This window comes from Metallosphaera javensis (ex Hofmann et al. 2022), assembly GCF_022064045.1.
GTDB lineage: Archaea > Thermoproteota > Thermoprotei_A > Sulfolobales > Sulfolobaceae > Metallosphaera > Metallosphaera javensis.
The window spans coordinates 42,875-58,305 of sequence record NZ_JAKNCW010000014.1 but is presented as its reverse complement, the minus strand read 5'-3'; the positions used below and the strand labels follow the sequence as shown (position 1 = coordinate 58,305).

The window sequence follows — 15,431 nt, the reverse complement described above, 5'->3', positions numbered from 1 at the left end:
AGCCATATACATTCTGGATTTAGAGAAACTATTTATCCTTTGCCGTGATATCTAGGGTATTATATCTCTGTGGGTCTCTTGACGGGTGGCCCCCATGAAATCGGGACTTGATCAGTTTCACATGTTCCGGTAATTTGAAACCTCAAATAACAACTTAGATAAAGTCCATCGAGGTCCCGGTAATAATCCTAGGGTATTTCTTAACCGTCCTCTCACCTAAGTTTGCATGATACATGTCTGACCCATGCATGGCTTACTGCAATTACTTCCAATTCCTGCCCACTTCTGTCGCTCCACGAAAGTTAACATTCCCCGGAAAGACTTCTTCCTTAGCACCAAATGATTGTAAAAATAAGATAATATGATAATAGATTTTAATATTTATACTTCTCTCGGAATAGATAAATTTACTAGATGATAAATATACAGACAGGGAAGATGGGCCCGCCGGGATTTGAACCCGGGATCACGACGACCCGAACGTCGCATCCTAATCCAAGCTAGACTACGGGCCCTCGTACCAAGTGAAGTTATAATATGCGCGTTTATAAAAGCTTTCAATGGCCACTGAATACGTCATAGAGAGCATTGCCAAGAGAATAGCGGGAGACATAGTGTGGAGTGAAAATCCAGGTCTTGCAATGAGAAAGTGGAGGGAGACCTTTGGAGTTTCCCAGTCAGAACTGGCGCGGATACTTGGAATGTCCCAATCGGTCATAGCGGATTACGAAAGGAATAGAAGACAGCCTGGAAGTTACGTGGTTAAGAAATTTGTAGAAGGATTGATAGAGGCTGATTCCAAGAGAGGTTACAGAGTTATAAACGAACTGGGGAAGCTATTTTCCCTGAACTTTCCCTTCATAGTTGACATGGCAGATTTCGTCTCACCAATCACGCTCCAAGATGTTGTAATGGCAGTGGATGGGATACCCATAATGGCTGACCTTAGCAATATACAGGTTTACGGTTACGTGATCACTGACAGCATTAGGGCAATAACGGCGTTGAGTGGAATGGAGTTCTATCAATTTCTCTCCATAGTATTCAACAGGATATTGGTCTTCACCAAGGTATCTAGTGGAAGGTCCCCAATGATAGCCCTTAAAATAGCTCCAATAAGACCTAAACTGGTGGTTCTTCACAGGCCAGTTAAGATGGATCCCCTATCAATCTACATTGCCAACAAGGAGGGCATAAACGTGATAGTTTCCACAAAGAGAACAGAGGACGAGCTCCTTAACGGGCTCAAGAGCCTTGTCCTTCGGTCAGAGCCAAAATTGCCTTAGCTATATCCCCGTTGGCCTTCTTAAGTGCTTCCCTGACTTCCCCCTCTGGCTTTCCAGTCTGTTCCATAACGAACCTGACATCGTCTTCGTTCACTTCCACACTGGGTTCTGTTTTAGTCTCCACCCTTGTGGTACCTCCCACGACGGTTATTGCTTCCTGTCCCATCACGTTGGCTTTGGTCACCATGGGAGACTCTATCACTATCCTCTCACTTGGCGTTTCTATTATTACTCGTAAAGCGTCTATATTCTGAGTTTTTATACCCATTTTCTCAAGCTTCTTGAGATCCTTAGGGCTAACCTTCATTAGATATTTTATGCTATTACTCAAACTTAATATTTGCGGTTAACCTTTACTAACAGATATGGAGTATAGCATAAAGATACTTGGCGGAGGCAATGAAGTAGGCAGAGCTGGAATTGAAATTTCCAACTCCGACGAATGCCTAGTTCTTGACTACGGAGTAAATTTTAATCAAAAAGATGAACCAAACTTCCCACTTCAGGAAGCGCCATCCAAGGTCAGGGGATTCGTGGTTTCACATGCTCATTTGGACCACGTTGGGGCCTTACCCATTTACCAGATATCCAGCAGTAAGCCGGTTTACGGAACAGGGATCTCAAAGTATATCACGGAGTTGATGCTGAAAGACTTCATAAAGCTGTCAGGACCTAAGGTTCCCTTTGAATGGGTGGAAGTTAAGAAAACCATGGATAACTTCAGGACGTTTAATTACGGTGAGGAGGTGGAGATAGGAGGCTTCACCATAACAACCTCTAGCGCGGGCCACATACCCGGAAGCGCCATCACCGTGGTGAAAACGGAGAAAGGAGACATTGCGTATACTGGTGACATAAACGTGGCAATGGCAAAACTTGTGAAGCCTGCAGAGCTAGACGTTATGAAAAAGTCTAGGGTTATAATCACTGAGGCCACGTACGGGAAGTTCAACCATCCCACCAGGAAGAGCGTTGAGGAGGAATTCTATACCTCTGTCATGGAGGTGCTTGAAGGTGGGGGAACAGTCCTGGTCCCTGCGTTCAGCCTGTCCAGAAGTCAAGAGATACTTTCAATCCTTGCGGAGAAGAATATACCCTATCCCGTCTATTATGACGGTCTTGCTAGGACAATAATGGAGATCATGATAGATAATAGCCAGTACATAAATAACAAGGAAGCGCTAAGGAAGGCCTATGACGAGTTCCAGTACGTAAAGGGGTGGGAAGACAGGAGAAAGGCCTGGAGGTCTAATGGAGTCATAGTTGCCAGCGCGGGAATGCTCAAGGGTGGACCAGCCGTATACTATTTCAAAAAAATAGCTGATAGCCAGAAGAACGCAGTGTTCCTTGTGAGCTACCAGGCTGAGAACACGCCCGGAAGAAAGCTTTTGGAGATGGGTAAGTTTGACGACTCTTCGCCGTTGCTGAAGGCCAGACTTCAGATGTTTGATTTCTCAAGTCATGCAGGGAAAAACCAGCTACTGGACATTGTGAAGACCTCTGAAGCCCTCGAGAAGATAGTAGTGGTGCATGCGTCTCCAGATAGCGCACAGGCGTTCTCAGATTTCGTGAAGGAGAAGTTGGGAGTAGAAGTTTTAGTACCGGAGAATGGACAAGAAATCCGGCTATGATACTGTTATTCATACACGCATCCAGTTTCTCCTTTGAGGTAAAGCAGAAGGCACTGGAGATTGCTGAGGACCCAAATCCCGGCTCTTTCTCTTCCCAAAATACGCTAGTTACATTTGTTTCCGTTGAGAAGGGGGATGACCAGGAGATACTTGAGAGAGCCCTAGAGAACGTTAGAGATGTGATGAATAAAACCAGGCCTGATACTCTTGTACTCTATCCCTACGCCCATTTATCCTCAAATCTAGCTGACCCAAGAACGGCAATCCAGGTGCTTAATTCCCTTTACGAAAGGCTCAGAACTGAGAAGGAGAAGGTGATTAAGGCGCCTTTCGGATGGTATAAGGCCTTCACGGTGAGCTGTTACGGTCATCCGCTCAGCGAACTGTCAAGGAGAATAACCAAGGCCGTGGAATATCAGAAGAGCAAGGAAATGGAGGTTTGTTCCAAGTTTGGATTTCCAGGATCTCCGGAGTCCACGTTCATGAAGATGGCAGTTCTGGAGAGGATAAAGAGAGATTCGGGTGTCAAGGGGATCATTTACGGTGAGACCAATACCAAAGGTTTCTTGAGCGTGAGGTTTACAAGACCGGAGGGTAGAGCACTTCCGTGCGTCAACGAAGATCCTCGTATTGAGGTTGTGTATGAGAGTGATAGGGACCCCGATTTTCCCAGGGAATTTCAGGACTCAACAAACAAGTTTCAGATCTGGAATAGGAACGGAGATAAGGTGAGAATAGATGTTGGCCTAGCGCTATATTACATTCTTCTGAAGGCCAGGGAGAAACAAACGCCCACCTTACCCCTGTGGCTATCACCAGTTCATGTGAGGATACTGAAGGTCAGGGAAGAGGATAACGTGGAGGACATGGTGAATTCCTTGAGTGAAAGGGGAATAAGAGTGCAGGTAGACGACCTGGAAGACGGGCTGGGCAATAAAATACGTAGGGCAGGGATGGACTGGATCCCATTCGTGGCCATAGTGGGGGAGAGGGAACTCAAGACGGGGAACCTGACCGTAAGGATAAGGGAGACGTCCGAACAAAAACCCATGACACTAGATGAGATAGAGAGAGCAGTTAAGTCCACGGATGATCTCCTCCTACCATCTAACCTGCCTGTGAGCCTGAAGGAGAGGTTAAGTAATGAGAAGGGTTGAGGCTATAGTTCCCCTTAAGCTTACTCTATTCGGGGAACATGCAGTAGTGTACGGAGAACCTGCTATAGCCATGGCAATATCAGAAACAATGAAAGTTCGCGTCACGGAGAGCGACAGAACCATCGTGTCCTCCTCGTCCCTCAACATCGGGAACATAAAGGTGGATTTAAGGGATATGAGGGTGGAGAGCGAGCAGGTTGGAAGGGCGCTATCGTTTGTCTTGGAAGCGCTTAACTATTTTGAGGAGAAGGAACCTGCTCTAATCTCCATAGAATCATCAGTAGATCCCTCAGTTGGATTGGGCACCAGCGCTGCAGTGATAGTGGGAGTCGTCTCCGCTTACTCCAGGTTTCTCGGTTACGATATGACCAACTTGGAGATAGCCAAGGTATCACGGCACATTGAGAAAAAGGTCCAGGGTTTAGGCAGTAGAATGGATACCTTCACTACTTCGCTGGGAGGTATTCTATACTTTCCGAGAAATTCGGAGGACGTGGAAAGGGTAAACTCGTCATTGAGCATCTCAGGAGGATATGTGAGACGCATCTCCTCTACCGCTGAAATTCTGAAGAGGGTCAAGGCGGTGAAGGATAGGAGCAGGGAATTCGACGATATACTTCACTTGATAGGGAAATTGGTGGATGAGGCTAGATGGGGAATTGAAAGAGAGGACATCGAAACTGTGGGACAATTAATGTATGTGAATCATGGACTGCTGATGTCCCTAGGAGTTACTTCACCCGTGCTGGACGAACTGGTTTCCACCGCGAGAACCATGGGACTTCCCGGTTGCAAAATGAGTGGCGGAGGAGGGGGTGGGTCCGTGGTCTGTCTCAAATCACCAAAGGCTGAACTTCTTTTAGAGTCAAGGGGCTTCAAGATTGTCAATACTGAACTAAATCAAACAGGTGTGGTGATAAAGGAAATAAATGATTGAACATTAACCATGTATTATGTGCGGAATCATCGGAGTGGTCTCCATTGGGGCCAAGGACGCTGCTTTAGCCAAGATCACTTTGGATGCATTGAAGAGCTTGGAATATAGAGGATATGATAGCGTGGGAATGGCCTCCATGGACAGCTCTCACCTGGAGGTAAGAAAGGCAGCAGGAAATGTGGAGAAGTTTGAGAGGATAAAGAGCCCATTGAGCATGAAGGGAAACATTTTCTTGGGCCATACCAGGTGGGCTACTCACGGCGAGCCTAACGATATCAATGCGCATCCCCACCTTGACTGTACAGGGGAGATAGCAGTTATACATAATGGTACAGTTCTCAACTTTCTGGAACTCAAGCAGGACTTAATTGCCAAGGGACATAAGTTCGTTAGCGATACCGACACTGAAGTGATTGCCCATCTCATTGAACACTACAGAAAGCTTGGAATGGACAACTTCTCCGCATTTAAACAGGCGATATATAGCATCCAGGGAGATCACGCTGTTCTGGCTATAATAAAGGGGGATAATAGAATATTCTTCTCCAAGAAGAACAATCCCCTTATAATAGGACTAGGAGATGACATGAACCTCATATCCAGTGACGTGTGGAGCCTTGTTAGAGTTACCAACAGGACCATAACCGTTGGTGACGATGAACTGGGTTACATAACGGCGACCTCAGTTTACGCGGAAAAGATTACGGGAGAGAAGGTCAACCTCGCATCCAGGCTCATTATTCAGCAGATAGATGGATCTGCCACATCCCTTCAGGGATACGAATCATTTATGATGAAGGAGATCAGGGAAAGCTGGGGAGCTGTCAGGGATACCATTGTTTCCCTTATGAGCGATATGGAGAACATGGGTAAGGCTGTAAAGGCTATGGATAAGGCAAGGAGGATATTCGTGGTTGCAGCTGGAACGAGTTATCACGCTGGACTAATATTTGCATCTAGGTTGATGAGGATTGGAAAGACCGTTATCCCCGTCATAGCATCAGAGCACGATAACGTGAAGACGGGAGAGGATGATGCTGTCCTGGTCATTAGCCAGAGCGGAGAGACCATGGACTCGCTTCTGGCAATGAAAAGCTACAAGAGTAACGGTTCCTTTGTGATCTCGCTTACCAACACCCTTGGAAACAGCATATCATACCACAGCGATGTTGCACTTCATACTAGGGCAGGACCAGAGATAGGCGTGGCAGCTACTAAGACCTTCACCTCTCAGGTAGGAGCTTTACTGCTGATCTCCTCCCTAATGCTGGGAGAAAGCTTGGATTATCTCAAGGAGGCTGAAAGCACGGTATCGAACAGCTTCTCCAAGTCAATTGGTTACGCGGAAAAAATAGGAGTAGAGGTTGCAAAGAAGCATAGCTTATATTACTTGGGAAAGGGACTTGGGGTTCCCATGGCCATGGAAGGTGCGCTGAAAATCAAGGAAATTGCATACATTCACGCGGAAGCATATCCCGCAGGGGAGAGTAAACACGGACCAATTGCGCTGGTAGAGAAGGACTTCCCTGTAATCTTCGTGAATACAGGCGAGCATGTGGATGAGCTCAGGAATAACCTGAAAGAGATGCAGAGTAGAAAGGCTAGAGTATACGTAATCAGTGCAGGTTCCGAGCTCAGGAGCGATCAAGAAATTACTGAAATAATGGTTGACATTAATGATAAAAGACTGGCGCCACTGGCGCTGGCACCCCCTTTGCAGCTAATCGCGTATTATGCAGCAAAGGAGAGAGGATTCAATCCAGATAGACCCAGAAACCTGGCTAAAACGGTGACCGTTAGATGAAGGGGTTAATATTAGCAGCGGGTAAAGGAGAGGGGTTGAGCCCTTACAGCGAAAAGATACAGAAGGAGACTATACGCGTTGTTGGTAAACCTGTCATAGAATATGTGATAGATGGGCTCACCTCCGTTGGAGTGACCGAGTTTACCATCGTGGTGAATGAGAAGGAGGAACAGGTTTTACAGGCAGTGAAGGACCTTAACGTGAGGGTGGAAACGGTTAGACAGAAGTCTCCAGGAATATCAGGGGCAATTCAAGATGGGATGGAATACATGGATGACATGTTTGTTCTGGCCTTTGGAGATATAATAGCGCCCAGGGATTTCTACAGGGAACTCATTACCACATATCACAGGTCCGGTTCGCCCGTGTTTTCTACTGTTCCTGTATCCACGGGTCTAGATACATATGGTCTTGTGAAGGTTGATGAGGGATTACGAGTAGTGCGTGAGGGATCAACTCTCGCGTTGGCAGGGGCCTATGTGATACCCAAGAAACCATTCAGGGACTTCCTTCAATACCTAGATGAGGTAGCCAGGGACGCTGACTATTTCGTATGGACAGGAACGTGGGTGGACATAGGATATCCAGAGGACTTAATCCAGGCAGTGGAAGAGTTGCTGAAATCTGAGTCATCAAGAATCTCCAACAAGGCTAGCATAGCCAGCACTGCAGTAATTGGAAAGAGCGTGATAATTGAGGATGGGGCAGTGGTGGAGGACTTCGCCATAATTAAGGGCCCGGCGTATATTGGAAGAAATGCTTACATAGGGTCCTTCTCTTTGGTCAGGGATTTCTCCTCCATAGAGGAGGGAGCAGTGGTCGGAGCCTATGCGGAAATAGCTCATTCGTTGTTGGGACCATACTCCGTCACTGGATCAAAGTCATATATTACTCACAGCGTGGTTGGAGATAGAACCAAGGTGGGAGCTTCTGTCATTACTGCTAGCTATCCCGCGACAACTAAAAGACAGGTTTCCGGGAAGTTCGGCGCCCTCATCTCACCAGATGAGAACATACCCCACGGAGTCGTGATTGGACCTTCCTACAGGAAATAACGTCAACTCAATCCAGTCTCTGGTAACAGGCAGGTCTTTCTGCATCTTTTTAATTCGGTCACATTATCTTCAATTATGGGAAAACTAACAATTCTCCTTGCGGATAACAGCATGGATAAACTATATCACGGACTCGTGTTGGCGCTGGACGCCAGATCTATAGACTGGACCGTGAAGTTCTTCGTAACATCTCAGGCCGTGTCCATCTTTACTAAACGCTTCAAGGGGAAGTCGAAACTGAGGCTCGGATTTCTGGCTAGACTTTTTGTAGAATCAGAAATGAAAAGAATGGGACTTCCGGATACTTCCGTCCTCATAGAGGAAGCCATAAAGGAAGGTGTTGAGTTTTACGTGGATGAGGTGGGACTTAAGATAGCACACTTGGGGAAAGAGGATCTCCTTGATAACGTGAAACTCTCCGGAGGAATCACGTATCTGAAGGAGGCCCAAGATTCCGATGTGGTGGTAACATTATGAAGGAAATAGAGACTAGCGAGGTTTGCCCAGTAGTAATTCTTAAGGTCATGAGGGAGTGGAGAAACGTCAAGGGGGAGGAAGAACTGGTAGTTAAAACTCCGTGGGAGGCTGTAACTCAAGAGCTTGAGAAGTGGTGTAATGAGACTGGGAATCAGTTCTTAGGTTACACTAAGGAAAAGGGAAAGTTCGTAATCAGGTTGAAATTAAAAAGATAGATTATTATATCACCCAGATTTCCTTTTCTAAGGGTAGATGCGTATTGTGTCCTCAGATAAGGTATACTTCGATCCTATCCAGCTTTTAGAGGAGAGCTGGCCCACTCCCCTTCTCAAACTTTCAATTGGTCAAGATGTGTGGGCTAAACTTGAGTTTTTCAATCCCTTTAGCAGAAGCATAAAGGACAGAACTGCCCTTTTCCTCTTCAGGGAGGCACTCAAGGAAGACGCAAAGCAGATAACGGAAGCAACTTCGGGGAACATAGGTGTTGCCTTATCATCACTTTCGGCCATATATGGCAGGAAATTCGTGGCTTTTATCCCAACGCAAGCTCCAAGGGCGTTCAAAATCGCTATGAAGGTGCTTGGAACCGAGGTTATAGAGGCTGGAAAGTCCACCAACGATCTATTACCACTTGTGAAGAATTACGCAAAAACCTCGGGAAGCTATCATCTAAACCAGTTCAATAACCCCCTCAATGTCAAGGCACACATGGAAACTACAGCTAAGGAGCTTGATGAACAGCTGAGGTCCGTGAACAAATTTCCAGAGAGAATAATTGCAACTATGGGAACTGGAGGACATATTGCAGGGATATCCAGGTATTTTAAGGAGAAATATGGGGATGAGGTGGAGATAGTTGGTGTTCAGCCAGCGGAGAATGAGAGGATACCTGGAATAAAGAGGCAGAATGGCGACACACTGATCTCTTCTGTAAAGGTAGACAGAGTAATAGACGTAACTTCTAAGGAGGCGGTGGATGGAGTAGTTAAGGTAGCGAGAAGTTCTGGCATACTTGTGGGACTTAGTTCCGGGGCCACGATAGCGGCGTATCAAAGGTTGAGCGATGAGAAAACCACTGTTCTCATTTTCCCAGATGACGGCTTCAAGTATCTTGATGAAATAGAAAGGCTACTTAACGGAGCTTAATCTCCTGAAACTAAGATGCAGATTTACTTTTTCCTGAATGGATTCGCACTGGACCTTGGGGGATGGCGAAAATACCAGATAGCTTTCAAACCCACATACTGCTTGAAAACACCATTAGTTAAAAGGTCAAGAATTCTATAAACTACCATGAAAATAGAAGACGCCATCAGAGTGCTTTATGCTCAAACTAAGATTCTGGAGACTCAAGGGCAAAAATACGTTGTAAAGTGCTATGACTCTAGCGTAGCATTGAAATGGTACTTCATTTCCTCCATGTTCAGACCCTTCCCTTACGTTGCCAATGCTCTTACCAGGATGAGCAGGGAAATGGAGTTCATGACCTATCCTTGGAAGAACCTAAGGGTCCCAAAAATAATAGATTTCGACATCAAGGAAAAATGCGTTATCAGGGAATTCGTGGATGGGAGAACTCCCAGCACAGAGGATGATTTCATAAATCTGGCGCCCGCGTTAAGGGAAATACATGATAACGGATTCGTTATGGGAGACACTAAGTTTGAAAATTTTCTAATAAATGATACAATTTACGTAATAGATGCGGAGGAAGCCATAGTGAGCGATGAGCCGGAGTTGAGGGCATGGGACATCTTGGTGTATTTCCTTTTCGTCGCTTACAAGTATATACAAGATCTAAAGGGATTTGAAAAGATTACCCGGGGATTCCTGGAGATGTACAAACCGGGTAGAGACGTGGCCCTTAACGTAATGAGTTTAAGAAACGTTCAGCTTCTTTCCCTCTTCCCTCCAATTCATCTGAGCGTGCTCAGAAAAATTATTTCCGAATTTTAATCAACAGCGTGTTATCTGCCCTTTCCAGGGCAATTTCTGAGTCAGTCAACTTGGTACCACAGGCAGGACATCTATAGAAGTATCTGATTATCTTTCTGTTATTTGTCGTCTCCGCCTCTGAGATGAATTCCATCTTTACCCCGCATCTGGGACAAATTACCTCGTTCATATTCGAGTTTATAAGTTTCCTCACGGGTATAAAACTTAATGATTGACAGGTATGGAAGGCCTCTAGAGGACTTGAGAGTTACATTGACTCACGTATGTAACTTTTCCTGCTTCTTCTGCCACATGGAAGGAGAAGGTACTGAATCCATGCAGGGATTATCTCCCTATCAGATAGGCCTTGTCTCTAGGGTGGCTGTGGAATTTGGAGTGAAGAGTGTAAAACTTACAGGCGGGGAACCGACCCTACGAAGGGACCTGCCAGAGATCATAAGTGAAATCAAATCCTCAGGCGTTAGCGACGTCTCAATGACCACCAATGGATTTCTTCTGGCAAATATAGCAGGTAAATTGAAAGATGCGGGTCTGGACAGGATCAATGTTAGCCTACATGCTCTAACGAGGGAAAAGTTCAAAGACGTCACTGGAGTTGATGGGCTAGACAGAGTAGTAGCAGGGATAAGGGAGGCAAAGAATCAGGGTTTTAAGCCCATAAAATTGAACTTTGTGCTAACCAAGAGAAATAGCGAAGAGGCCAAAAGAGTAATAGAGTTTAGTGAGGAAAACGGTATTGACGAGCTTCATCTCATAGAACTACATCCGGTGGGTCTTGGCAAATCAACCTTTTCCTATCATAGGAGCATGGAAGATCTGGAGAGGGAAATAGCCAAGATGGCTGTGAAGTCTGAGATAAGAGAGAAACACTTTAGACCAAGGTATACATTGCCCTCAGGACTAGTGATAGAGATAGTTAAACCGTATGCTAACCCGATCTTCTGTGCAGGATGTAATAGGGTGAGGTTAACTGTTGACGGTAAGCTGAAGACGTGCCTCTACAGAGAGGACAAGGTAATAGATGTCATGTACGCGTTGTCCAGTGAGGATCTAACCTATGAGGAGAGATTGGAGCTATTGAGGCATGGATTTGAGGCAACTATTTCTATTAGGGAGCCTAACTTTAAGTACATGACGAAAATTGAGGCTCAACAAGCTTGAGAAAATAAAGGAAAAATTCAACACTAGAAACCTGGCCATAGTGGGAGAGCCTAACCTTTTCTACTTTACGGGATATAGAGGAGTTGGAGGTTTACTGGACTGCGACGGTACCAGGACCCTTCTTGTACCACTACTGGAAAGGAACAGGGCCTTGGGAATCAAGGATATGGATGTGAAGGTATACTATCCTGTGAAACTCGAGGTAGACGTAATTGAGGGTACTCTAGTTTCAGCAATGGAAAAGATTTGCCCTCCCTCCGAGGATAAGAGACTCTTGATGGATCTGGGCTACGCCTCCGTAGATTTATTCCTTCAGCTGAGTTCCAAATACGAGGTAAAGAACATTACAGACGAGATACTGCAAACTAGGGCGATAAAGGAGGAGCAAGAAATAGAAGCTATCCGCCGTGCACAGAGTGCAACTGCAAACGCAATGAGGAAAGCGAGTGAATCCCTTATGGATGGGGTGACCGAAATAGAGCTTGCCGGTATAATTGATGAGGCCATGAGAAGGGGTGGCGCAGAGGACTACGCTTTTCCCTCCATAGTGGCATTCGGAGAGAACTCAGCTGAACCTCATCATATTCCCTCTGAAAGACGTTTACGAAAAGGAGATACGGTGGTAATAGATATAGGAGCAAAATATAGCGGATATTCCTTTGATAGCACTAGGACGTTCCTGTATGGAGTCACGGAGAAAAGTAAACGGATATATAATGTTGTTCTTGAGGCCCAGCTGGAGGCCATAGATGCCATTCAAGAAGGGATAGAAGCCTCCCAGATCGACAGAATAGCCCGCTCCAGAATAGAGAAAGAGGGTTTTGGAAAACTCTTCGTTCACTCCACAGGGCATGGGGTTGGAATAGAGGTCCATGAAAATCCAGCAATCTCCATGAAATCTAAAGATGTTCTAAAGGAAGGGATGGTGATAACGGTGGAACCTGGAATCTACGTTCAAGGAGAACTGGGAGTTAGAATTGAAGATACAATAATAGTCAGGAAAGGGAAACCTGAGGTCCTTGAAACTCTTTATAAGAGCTTGTAAGTACATTTAATATAAGAATTTTTAGTAGATGCATCTTAAGATACCTGTTTGGCCATGGAAACTTCATTGAGCAAAGAAAAACTAGAAGAAGAGATAGCCAAAAGAGTTAGAGAAATTCTAGAACTTTTGGGAGAAAATCCTGATAGGGAGGGACTAGCAGAAACGCCCAATAGAGTAGCCAGGGCATTTCTAGAAATGACATCAGCCCTGAGAACTTCTCAGCCTGAGATAAAGGTATTCAAACTAGGGGAAGATGGAGTCTCATACGAGGAGGATCAAATCGTTTTGGCTTCCGATATCCAGTTCTCATCCTTGTGCGAGCACCATCTCCTACCCTTTGTGGGGAAAATACATGTTGCCTATGTTGTTGGTGAGGAAGGGAAAGTTGCAGGTTTTAGTAAGATAATAAGAATTGTGAATTATTACGCCTCTAAACCACAGATTCAAGAGAGACTGGTTAGCGAAATAGCTGATGCCATAATGCAGAGCGATCTACATCCTAAGGGCGTAATGGTAATAGGAGACGCTGTTCACATGTGTTCTTATGTTAGGGGAGTGAAGGATAAGGAGGCTAAGTTGTTATCCGTAGCAAGCAGGGGGATCTTCAAGACTAATAGGACCTTAAGAAACCATGTATTTAGAATGCTTGAAGTGTCAAACAGAAAGGGATTCAGATTAGGATAATTTTCTTAGAAACACTTTAAATCACTCCAGAAAAGTATTATAGAAATAATTAAGGAAAAAGTTAGACATCCAGGTAGTAGTATATTTCCATTGGGTGTGGATACATCTGAAGAGTTCTGCTTTCATCCCTTTTCATGTCTATATAGGTCTCCAGTATGGATGAGTTGAAGATGGGTTTCAGAAACTCCATATCTGATTCCAGTTCATCTAATGCCTCATCCAACGAACGCGGTAACTCCTTTATTCCGAGTTCCCTTCTCTTTTCCGGAGTTAAATGATAGATGTTAGTATCTACAGGATTGCCTGGATCGATCTTCTTTTTTACTCCATCTAGGGCTGCTGCAGCTATAGCTGCAAAAGCTAGATACGGATTGGTTGAGGGATCTGGAGCCCTGTACTCTATTCTCTTAGCCTTTTCCATTCCCTTATAGTAAGAGGGGACCCTGATCACGGCACTTCTATTTCCCTTACTCCACGCCACGTAAACGGGCGCCTCAAATCCGGGAATTAACCTTCTGTAACTATTAACGGTGGGAGAGACTATAGCTGATAGAGATCTTGCGTGGGACAAAATTCCGCCTATAACATATCTACCAAATTGACTAAGTTCTGCGTACTCATCATTAGGGTCATACATCAAGTTCTTGCCATTCTTGGTCCATAAACTGAAGTGAGTGTGCATTCCTGTTCCATTATCGCCGAACATGGGCTTGGGCATGAACGTTGCAACAAGACCATATTTGGCTGCTACGTTCCTGATAACATACTTTAAGGTTTGCAGTTTATCTGCAGTATCAACCATGGTAGAGAATCTGAAATCTATCTCTCCCTGACCTGCAGTTGCAACTTCGTGATGTGTGGCCTCTACGGTAAAACCAAAGTATTTAGTCAACGTCTGAACAATATCTAGCCTTACATCCATGAGCTGATCCACTGGGGGAGCTGGGTAGTAACCTTCCTTGTATCTTATAATATATCCTCCACCACCGTTCCATGGGGCCTCCTTAGCGGTTATCTTATAACCTGTGCCCTGTTGGGGAGTCTTGACGTCTACATCGACCCTGTCAAATAGGAAGAACTCCAATTCTGGTCCATAATAGGAAACGTAACCTTCACCTGACAAGACACTTTCTGCCGTCTCCGCTACGTATCTGGGATCCCTTTCAAATCTCCCCTTTCCTCCACCCCAATAGACTTTGGTCAGAACTCTGGCCACTGAAGGAGACCAGGGTAAGGCAACAAGACTCTCTAGAACGGGTGAAAGAACCATGTCGCTTTCATATATTGTGGTGAAACCCTTGATACTGCTTCCATCAAGTTTCCCAAAGCCGTTCTTTATCTCCTCCACTGTGAAATCGGAAGCAGGTATGGTAACATGCTGTAACCTACCCGGTAGATCTGTAAATTGCAAATCTATCCATTCTACCTTATTTTGTTTCACGTATTCTACCGCTTCTTCAGGTGTCTTAGGCATGTATTTGGCATAATTGACTGAGTATAAAAGTCTGTTTGTATTTATGATAAAAAGAGTTCAGGAACTTAAATTCTAAATTAAAAAGTACTTCCTATATAGCGTAATCTATAAAGCAAGAAACTAGAACCTTTTCATCAAAGAACCATTGCTCATCACGTAGTGATGGTCCGCATAGTTCGCGTCTGAAATGTCCTGAGTGGTGAAGAGCAGGTCGAAACCAAAGGACTTTCTTACCTCAATCAGATTTTTGATGAATTTCTCTTTATCACTGATGTTGGCCATGGCCTCATCTATCAGGAGTAGACGTGGCCTTCTCAAGATCGCCGTAAGTATGGAGACCCTTTCCCTTTGTCCTAGACTCAGTTCTTTCATTCTCCCTGTGAAGTTTATGGAAAATAGGTTCTTCAGTTCCTCCATCTCCTTATCCGTTATTTGATAACCGCCAAGTTTGACGCCGAAATATAGGTGATCGTCCACCTTCATAGACGGAATATAGGATTCTTGGGTTATCAACACGATTCCCCTCTTTTCTGGAGGAAGGCGAGTTACGTCTTCCCCAAACAGCTTCACGTTACCCCTGTCCGGTTTAATGAAACCGGCTATTATGTTCAGGAAAGTGGATTTCCCGGATCCGTTGGGACCAGTTATGCACACGATTCCTTGGTCGTGAAGTTCGGCATTCAGCGTAAAATTTCCAAGTTTCTTGAGAGCCACAACGTCAAGCATGTTGTATTTACTAGGAGAAAAAGAGATAAAAATCTTCA

The 15,431-nt window shown here is 45.1% G+C and carries 17 protein-coding genes and 1 tRNA gene; 13 read left to right on the top strand and 5 right to left on the bottom strand.

The genetic code is table 11. The features are described 5' to 3' along the window. Nucleotides 1–439: 439 nt before the first annotated feature. Nucleotides 440–515, bottom strand: a tRNA-Pro gene (locus L3N51_RS09280). 45 nt (nucleotides 516–560) lie between these two features. Here L3N51_RS09280 and L3N51_RS09275 point away from each other — a divergent pair. After that, nucleotides 561–1,286, top strand: a complete 726-nt coding sequence (locus tag L3N51_RS09275) for a helix-turn-helix domain-containing protein (RefSeq protein WP_238026868.1) — start codon at nucleotides 561–563, stop codon at nucleotides 1,284–1,286. On the opposite strand, the gene L3N51_RS09270 is transcribed toward L3N51_RS09275, so the two are convergent. Further along, complete coding sequence (locus tag L3N51_RS09270; protein WP_238026867.1) at nucleotides 1,246–1,593, bottom strand: nascent polypeptide-associated complex protein; 348 nt, start codon at nucleotides 1,591–1,593, stop codon at nucleotides 1,246–1,248. The genes L3N51_RS09275 and L3N51_RS09270 overlap by 41 nt on opposite strands. A 58-nt stretch (nucleotides 1,594–1,651) precedes the next feature. On the opposite strand from L3N51_RS09270, the gene L3N51_RS09265 reads away from it, so the two are divergent. The 9 genes from L3N51_RS09265 to L3N51_RS09225 all read left to right on the top strand — a co-directional run bounded on the left by L3N51_RS09265 (nucleotide 1,652) and on the right by L3N51_RS09225 (nucleotide 10,303). Continuing rightward, complete coding sequence (locus tag L3N51_RS09265) at nucleotides 1,652–2,917, top strand: MBL fold metallo-hydrolase (RefSeq protein WP_238026866.1); 1,266 nt, start codon at nucleotides 1,652–1,654, stop codon at nucleotides 2,915–2,917. Beyond that, the gene (locus tag L3N51_RS09260; RefSeq protein ID WP_238026865.1) at nucleotides 2,914–4,074 is read left to right on the top strand and encodes a threonyl-tRNA synthetase editing domain-containing protein; all 1,161 of its coding nucleotides are present in this window, start codon (nucleotides 2,914–2,916) and stop codon (nucleotides 4,072–4,074) included. The genes L3N51_RS09265 and L3N51_RS09260 overlap by 4 nt, the downstream gene beginning before the upstream one ends. Beyond that, nucleotides 4,061–5,011, top strand: a complete 951-nt coding sequence (gene mvk / locus L3N51_RS09255) for a mevalonate kinase (protein ID WP_238026864.1) — start codon at nucleotides 4,061–4,063, stop codon at nucleotides 5,009–5,011. Before L3N51_RS09260 ends, mvk begins: the two co-directional genes overlap by 14 nt. Nucleotides 5,012–5,027: 16 nt before the next feature. After that, the gene (gene glmS / locus L3N51_RS09250) at nucleotides 5,028–6,815 is read left to right on the top strand and encodes a glutamine--fructose-6-phosphate transaminase (isomerizing) (protein WP_238026863.1); all 1,788 of its coding nucleotides are present in this window, start codon (nucleotides 5,028–5,030) and stop codon (nucleotides 6,813–6,815) included. Then, a complete protein-coding gene (locus L3N51_RS09245; protein WP_238026862.1) occupies nucleotides 6,812–7,870 on the top strand; it encodes a sugar phosphate nucleotidyltransferase in 1,059 nt (352 codons plus the stop codon). Before glmS ends, L3N51_RS09245 begins: the two co-directional genes overlap by 4 nt. 75 nt (nucleotides 7,871–7,945) lie before the next feature. Further along, a complete protein-coding gene (locus L3N51_RS09240; protein ID WP_238026861.1) occupies nucleotides 7,946–8,347 on the top strand; it encodes a DsrE/DsrF/DrsH-like family protein in 402 nt (133 codons plus the stop codon). Further along, nucleotides 8,344–8,562, top strand: coding sequence for a sulfurtransferase TusA family protein (locus tag L3N51_RS09235; RefSeq protein ID WP_238026860.1), 219 nt, complete (start codon nucleotides 8,344–8,346; stop codon nucleotides 8,560–8,562). Before L3N51_RS09240 ends, L3N51_RS09235 begins: the two co-directional genes overlap by 4 nt. Nucleotides 8,563–8,599: 37 nt before the next feature. After that, on the top strand, nucleotides 8,600–9,493 hold the full coding sequence (locus tag L3N51_RS09230; protein WP_238026859.1) for a cysteine synthase family protein: 894 nt from the start codon (nucleotides 8,600–8,602) through the stop codon (nucleotides 9,491–9,493). Between the two features lie 147 nt (nucleotides 9,494–9,640). Next, nucleotides 9,641–10,303 carry a serine/threonine protein kinase gene (locus tag L3N51_RS09225; protein ID WP_238026858.1) on the top strand — a complete coding sequence of 221 codons (663 nt, stop codon included), beginning with the start codon at nucleotides 9,641–9,643 and terminating at the stop codon, nucleotides 10,301–10,303. On the opposite strand, the gene L3N51_RS09220 is transcribed toward L3N51_RS09225, so the two are convergent. Beyond that, the gene (locus tag L3N51_RS09220; protein WP_238026857.1) at nucleotides 10,287–10,472 is read right to left on the bottom strand and encodes a hypothetical protein; all 186 of its coding nucleotides are present in this window, start codon (nucleotides 10,470–10,472) and stop codon (nucleotides 10,287–10,289) included. The genes L3N51_RS09225 and L3N51_RS09220 overlap by 17 nt on opposite strands. Nucleotides 10,473–10,510: 38 nt before the next feature. Here L3N51_RS09220 and moaA point away from each other — a divergent pair, with 38 nt between their 5' ends. Genes moaA through folE form a run of 3 tightly spaced genes read left to right on the top strand, consistent with a single transcriptional unit; the run spans nucleotide 10,511 to nucleotide 13,193 of the window. Further along, entirely contained in the window at nucleotides 10,511–11,464 is a 954-nt protein-coding gene (gene moaA, locus L3N51_RS09215) for a GTP 3',8-cyclase MoaA (protein WP_238026856.1), read from the top strand. Next, nucleotides 11,445–12,509, top strand: coding sequence for a M24 family metallopeptidase (locus L3N51_RS09210; protein ID WP_238026855.1), 1,065 nt, complete (start codon nucleotides 11,445–11,447; stop codon nucleotides 12,507–12,509). The genes moaA and L3N51_RS09210 overlap by 20 nt, the downstream gene beginning before the upstream one ends. Before the next feature lie 54 nt (nucleotides 12,510–12,563). Continuing rightward, a complete protein-coding gene (gene folE / locus L3N51_RS09205; protein ID WP_238026854.1) occupies nucleotides 12,564–13,193 on the top strand; it encodes a GTP cyclohydrolase I in 630 nt (209 codons plus the stop codon). Nucleotides 13,194–13,254: 61 nt separating this feature from the next. Here folE and glnA read toward each other — a convergent pair whose 3' ends face one another. After that, nucleotides 13,255–14,667: a type I glutamate--ammonia ligase gene (gene glnA / locus L3N51_RS09200; RefSeq protein WP_238026853.1), complete on the bottom strand. Its 1,413-nt coding sequence runs from the start codon at nucleotides 14,665–14,667 to the stop codon at nucleotides 13,255–13,257. 120 nt (nucleotides 14,668–14,787) lie between these two features. Continuing rightward, complete coding sequence (locus L3N51_RS09195) at nucleotides 14,788–15,393, bottom strand: ATP-binding cassette domain-containing protein (protein WP_238026852.1); 606 nt, start codon at nucleotides 15,391–15,393, stop codon at nucleotides 14,788–14,790. Nucleotides 15,394–15,431 lie beyond the last annotated feature (38 nt).

Coding starts and splice junctions, on each gene's coding strand:
- L3N51_RS09275 (WP_238026868.1), top strand. CDS start 561: ATGGCCACTGAATACGTCATAGAGAGCATTGCCAAGAGAATAGCGGGA.
- L3N51_RS09270 (WP_238026867.1), bottom strand. CDS start 1,593: ATGAAGGTTAGCCCTAAGGATCTCAAGAAGCTTGAGAAAATGGGTATA.
- L3N51_RS09265 (WP_238026866.1), top strand. CDS start 1,652: ATGGAGTATAGCATAAAGATACTTGGCGGAGGCAATGAAGTAGGCAGA.
- L3N51_RS09260 (WP_238026865.1), top strand. CDS start 2,914: ATGATACTGTTATTCATACACGCATCCAGTTTCTCCTTTGAGGTAAAG.
- mvk (WP_238026864.1), top strand. CDS start 4,061: ATGAGAAGGGTTGAGGCTATAGTTCCCCTTAAGCTTACTCTATTCGGG.
- glmS (WP_238026863.1), top strand. CDS start 5,028: ATGTGCGGAATCATCGGAGTGGTCTCCATTGGGGCCAAGGACGCTGCT.
- L3N51_RS09245 (WP_238026862.1), top strand. CDS start 6,812: ATGAAGGGGTTAATATTAGCAGCGGGTAAAGGAGAGGGGTTGAGCCCT.
- L3N51_RS09240 (WP_238026861.1), top strand. CDS start 7,946: ATGGGAAAACTAACAATTCTCCTTGCGGATAACAGCATGGATAAACTA.
- L3N51_RS09235 (WP_238026860.1), top strand. CDS start 8,344: ATGAAGGAAATAGAGACTAGCGAGGTTTGCCCAGTAGTAATTCTTAAG.
- L3N51_RS09230 (WP_238026859.1), top strand. CDS start 8,600: ATGCGTATTGTGTCCTCAGATAAGGTATACTTCGATCCTATCCAGCTT.
- L3N51_RS09225 (WP_238026858.1), top strand. CDS start 9,641: ATGAAAATAGAAGACGCCATCAGAGTGCTTTATGCTCAAACTAAGATT.
- L3N51_RS09220 (WP_238026857.1), bottom strand. CDS start 10,472: ATGAACGAGGTAATTTGTCCCAGATGCGGGGTAAAGATGGAATTCATC.
- moaA (WP_238026856.1), top strand. CDS start 10,511: ATGATTGACAGGTATGGAAGGCCTCTAGAGGACTTGAGAGTTACATTG.
- folE (WP_238026854.1), top strand. CDS start 12,564: ATGGAAACTTCATTGAGCAAAGAAAAACTAGAAGAAGAGATAGCCAAA.
- glnA (WP_238026853.1), bottom strand. CDS start 14,667: ATGCCTAAGACACCTGAAGAAGCGGTAGAATACGTGAAACAAAATAAG.
- L3N51_RS09195 (WP_238026852.1), bottom strand. CDS start 15,393: ATGCTTGACGTTGTGGCTCTCAAGAAACTTGGAAATTTTACGCTGAAT.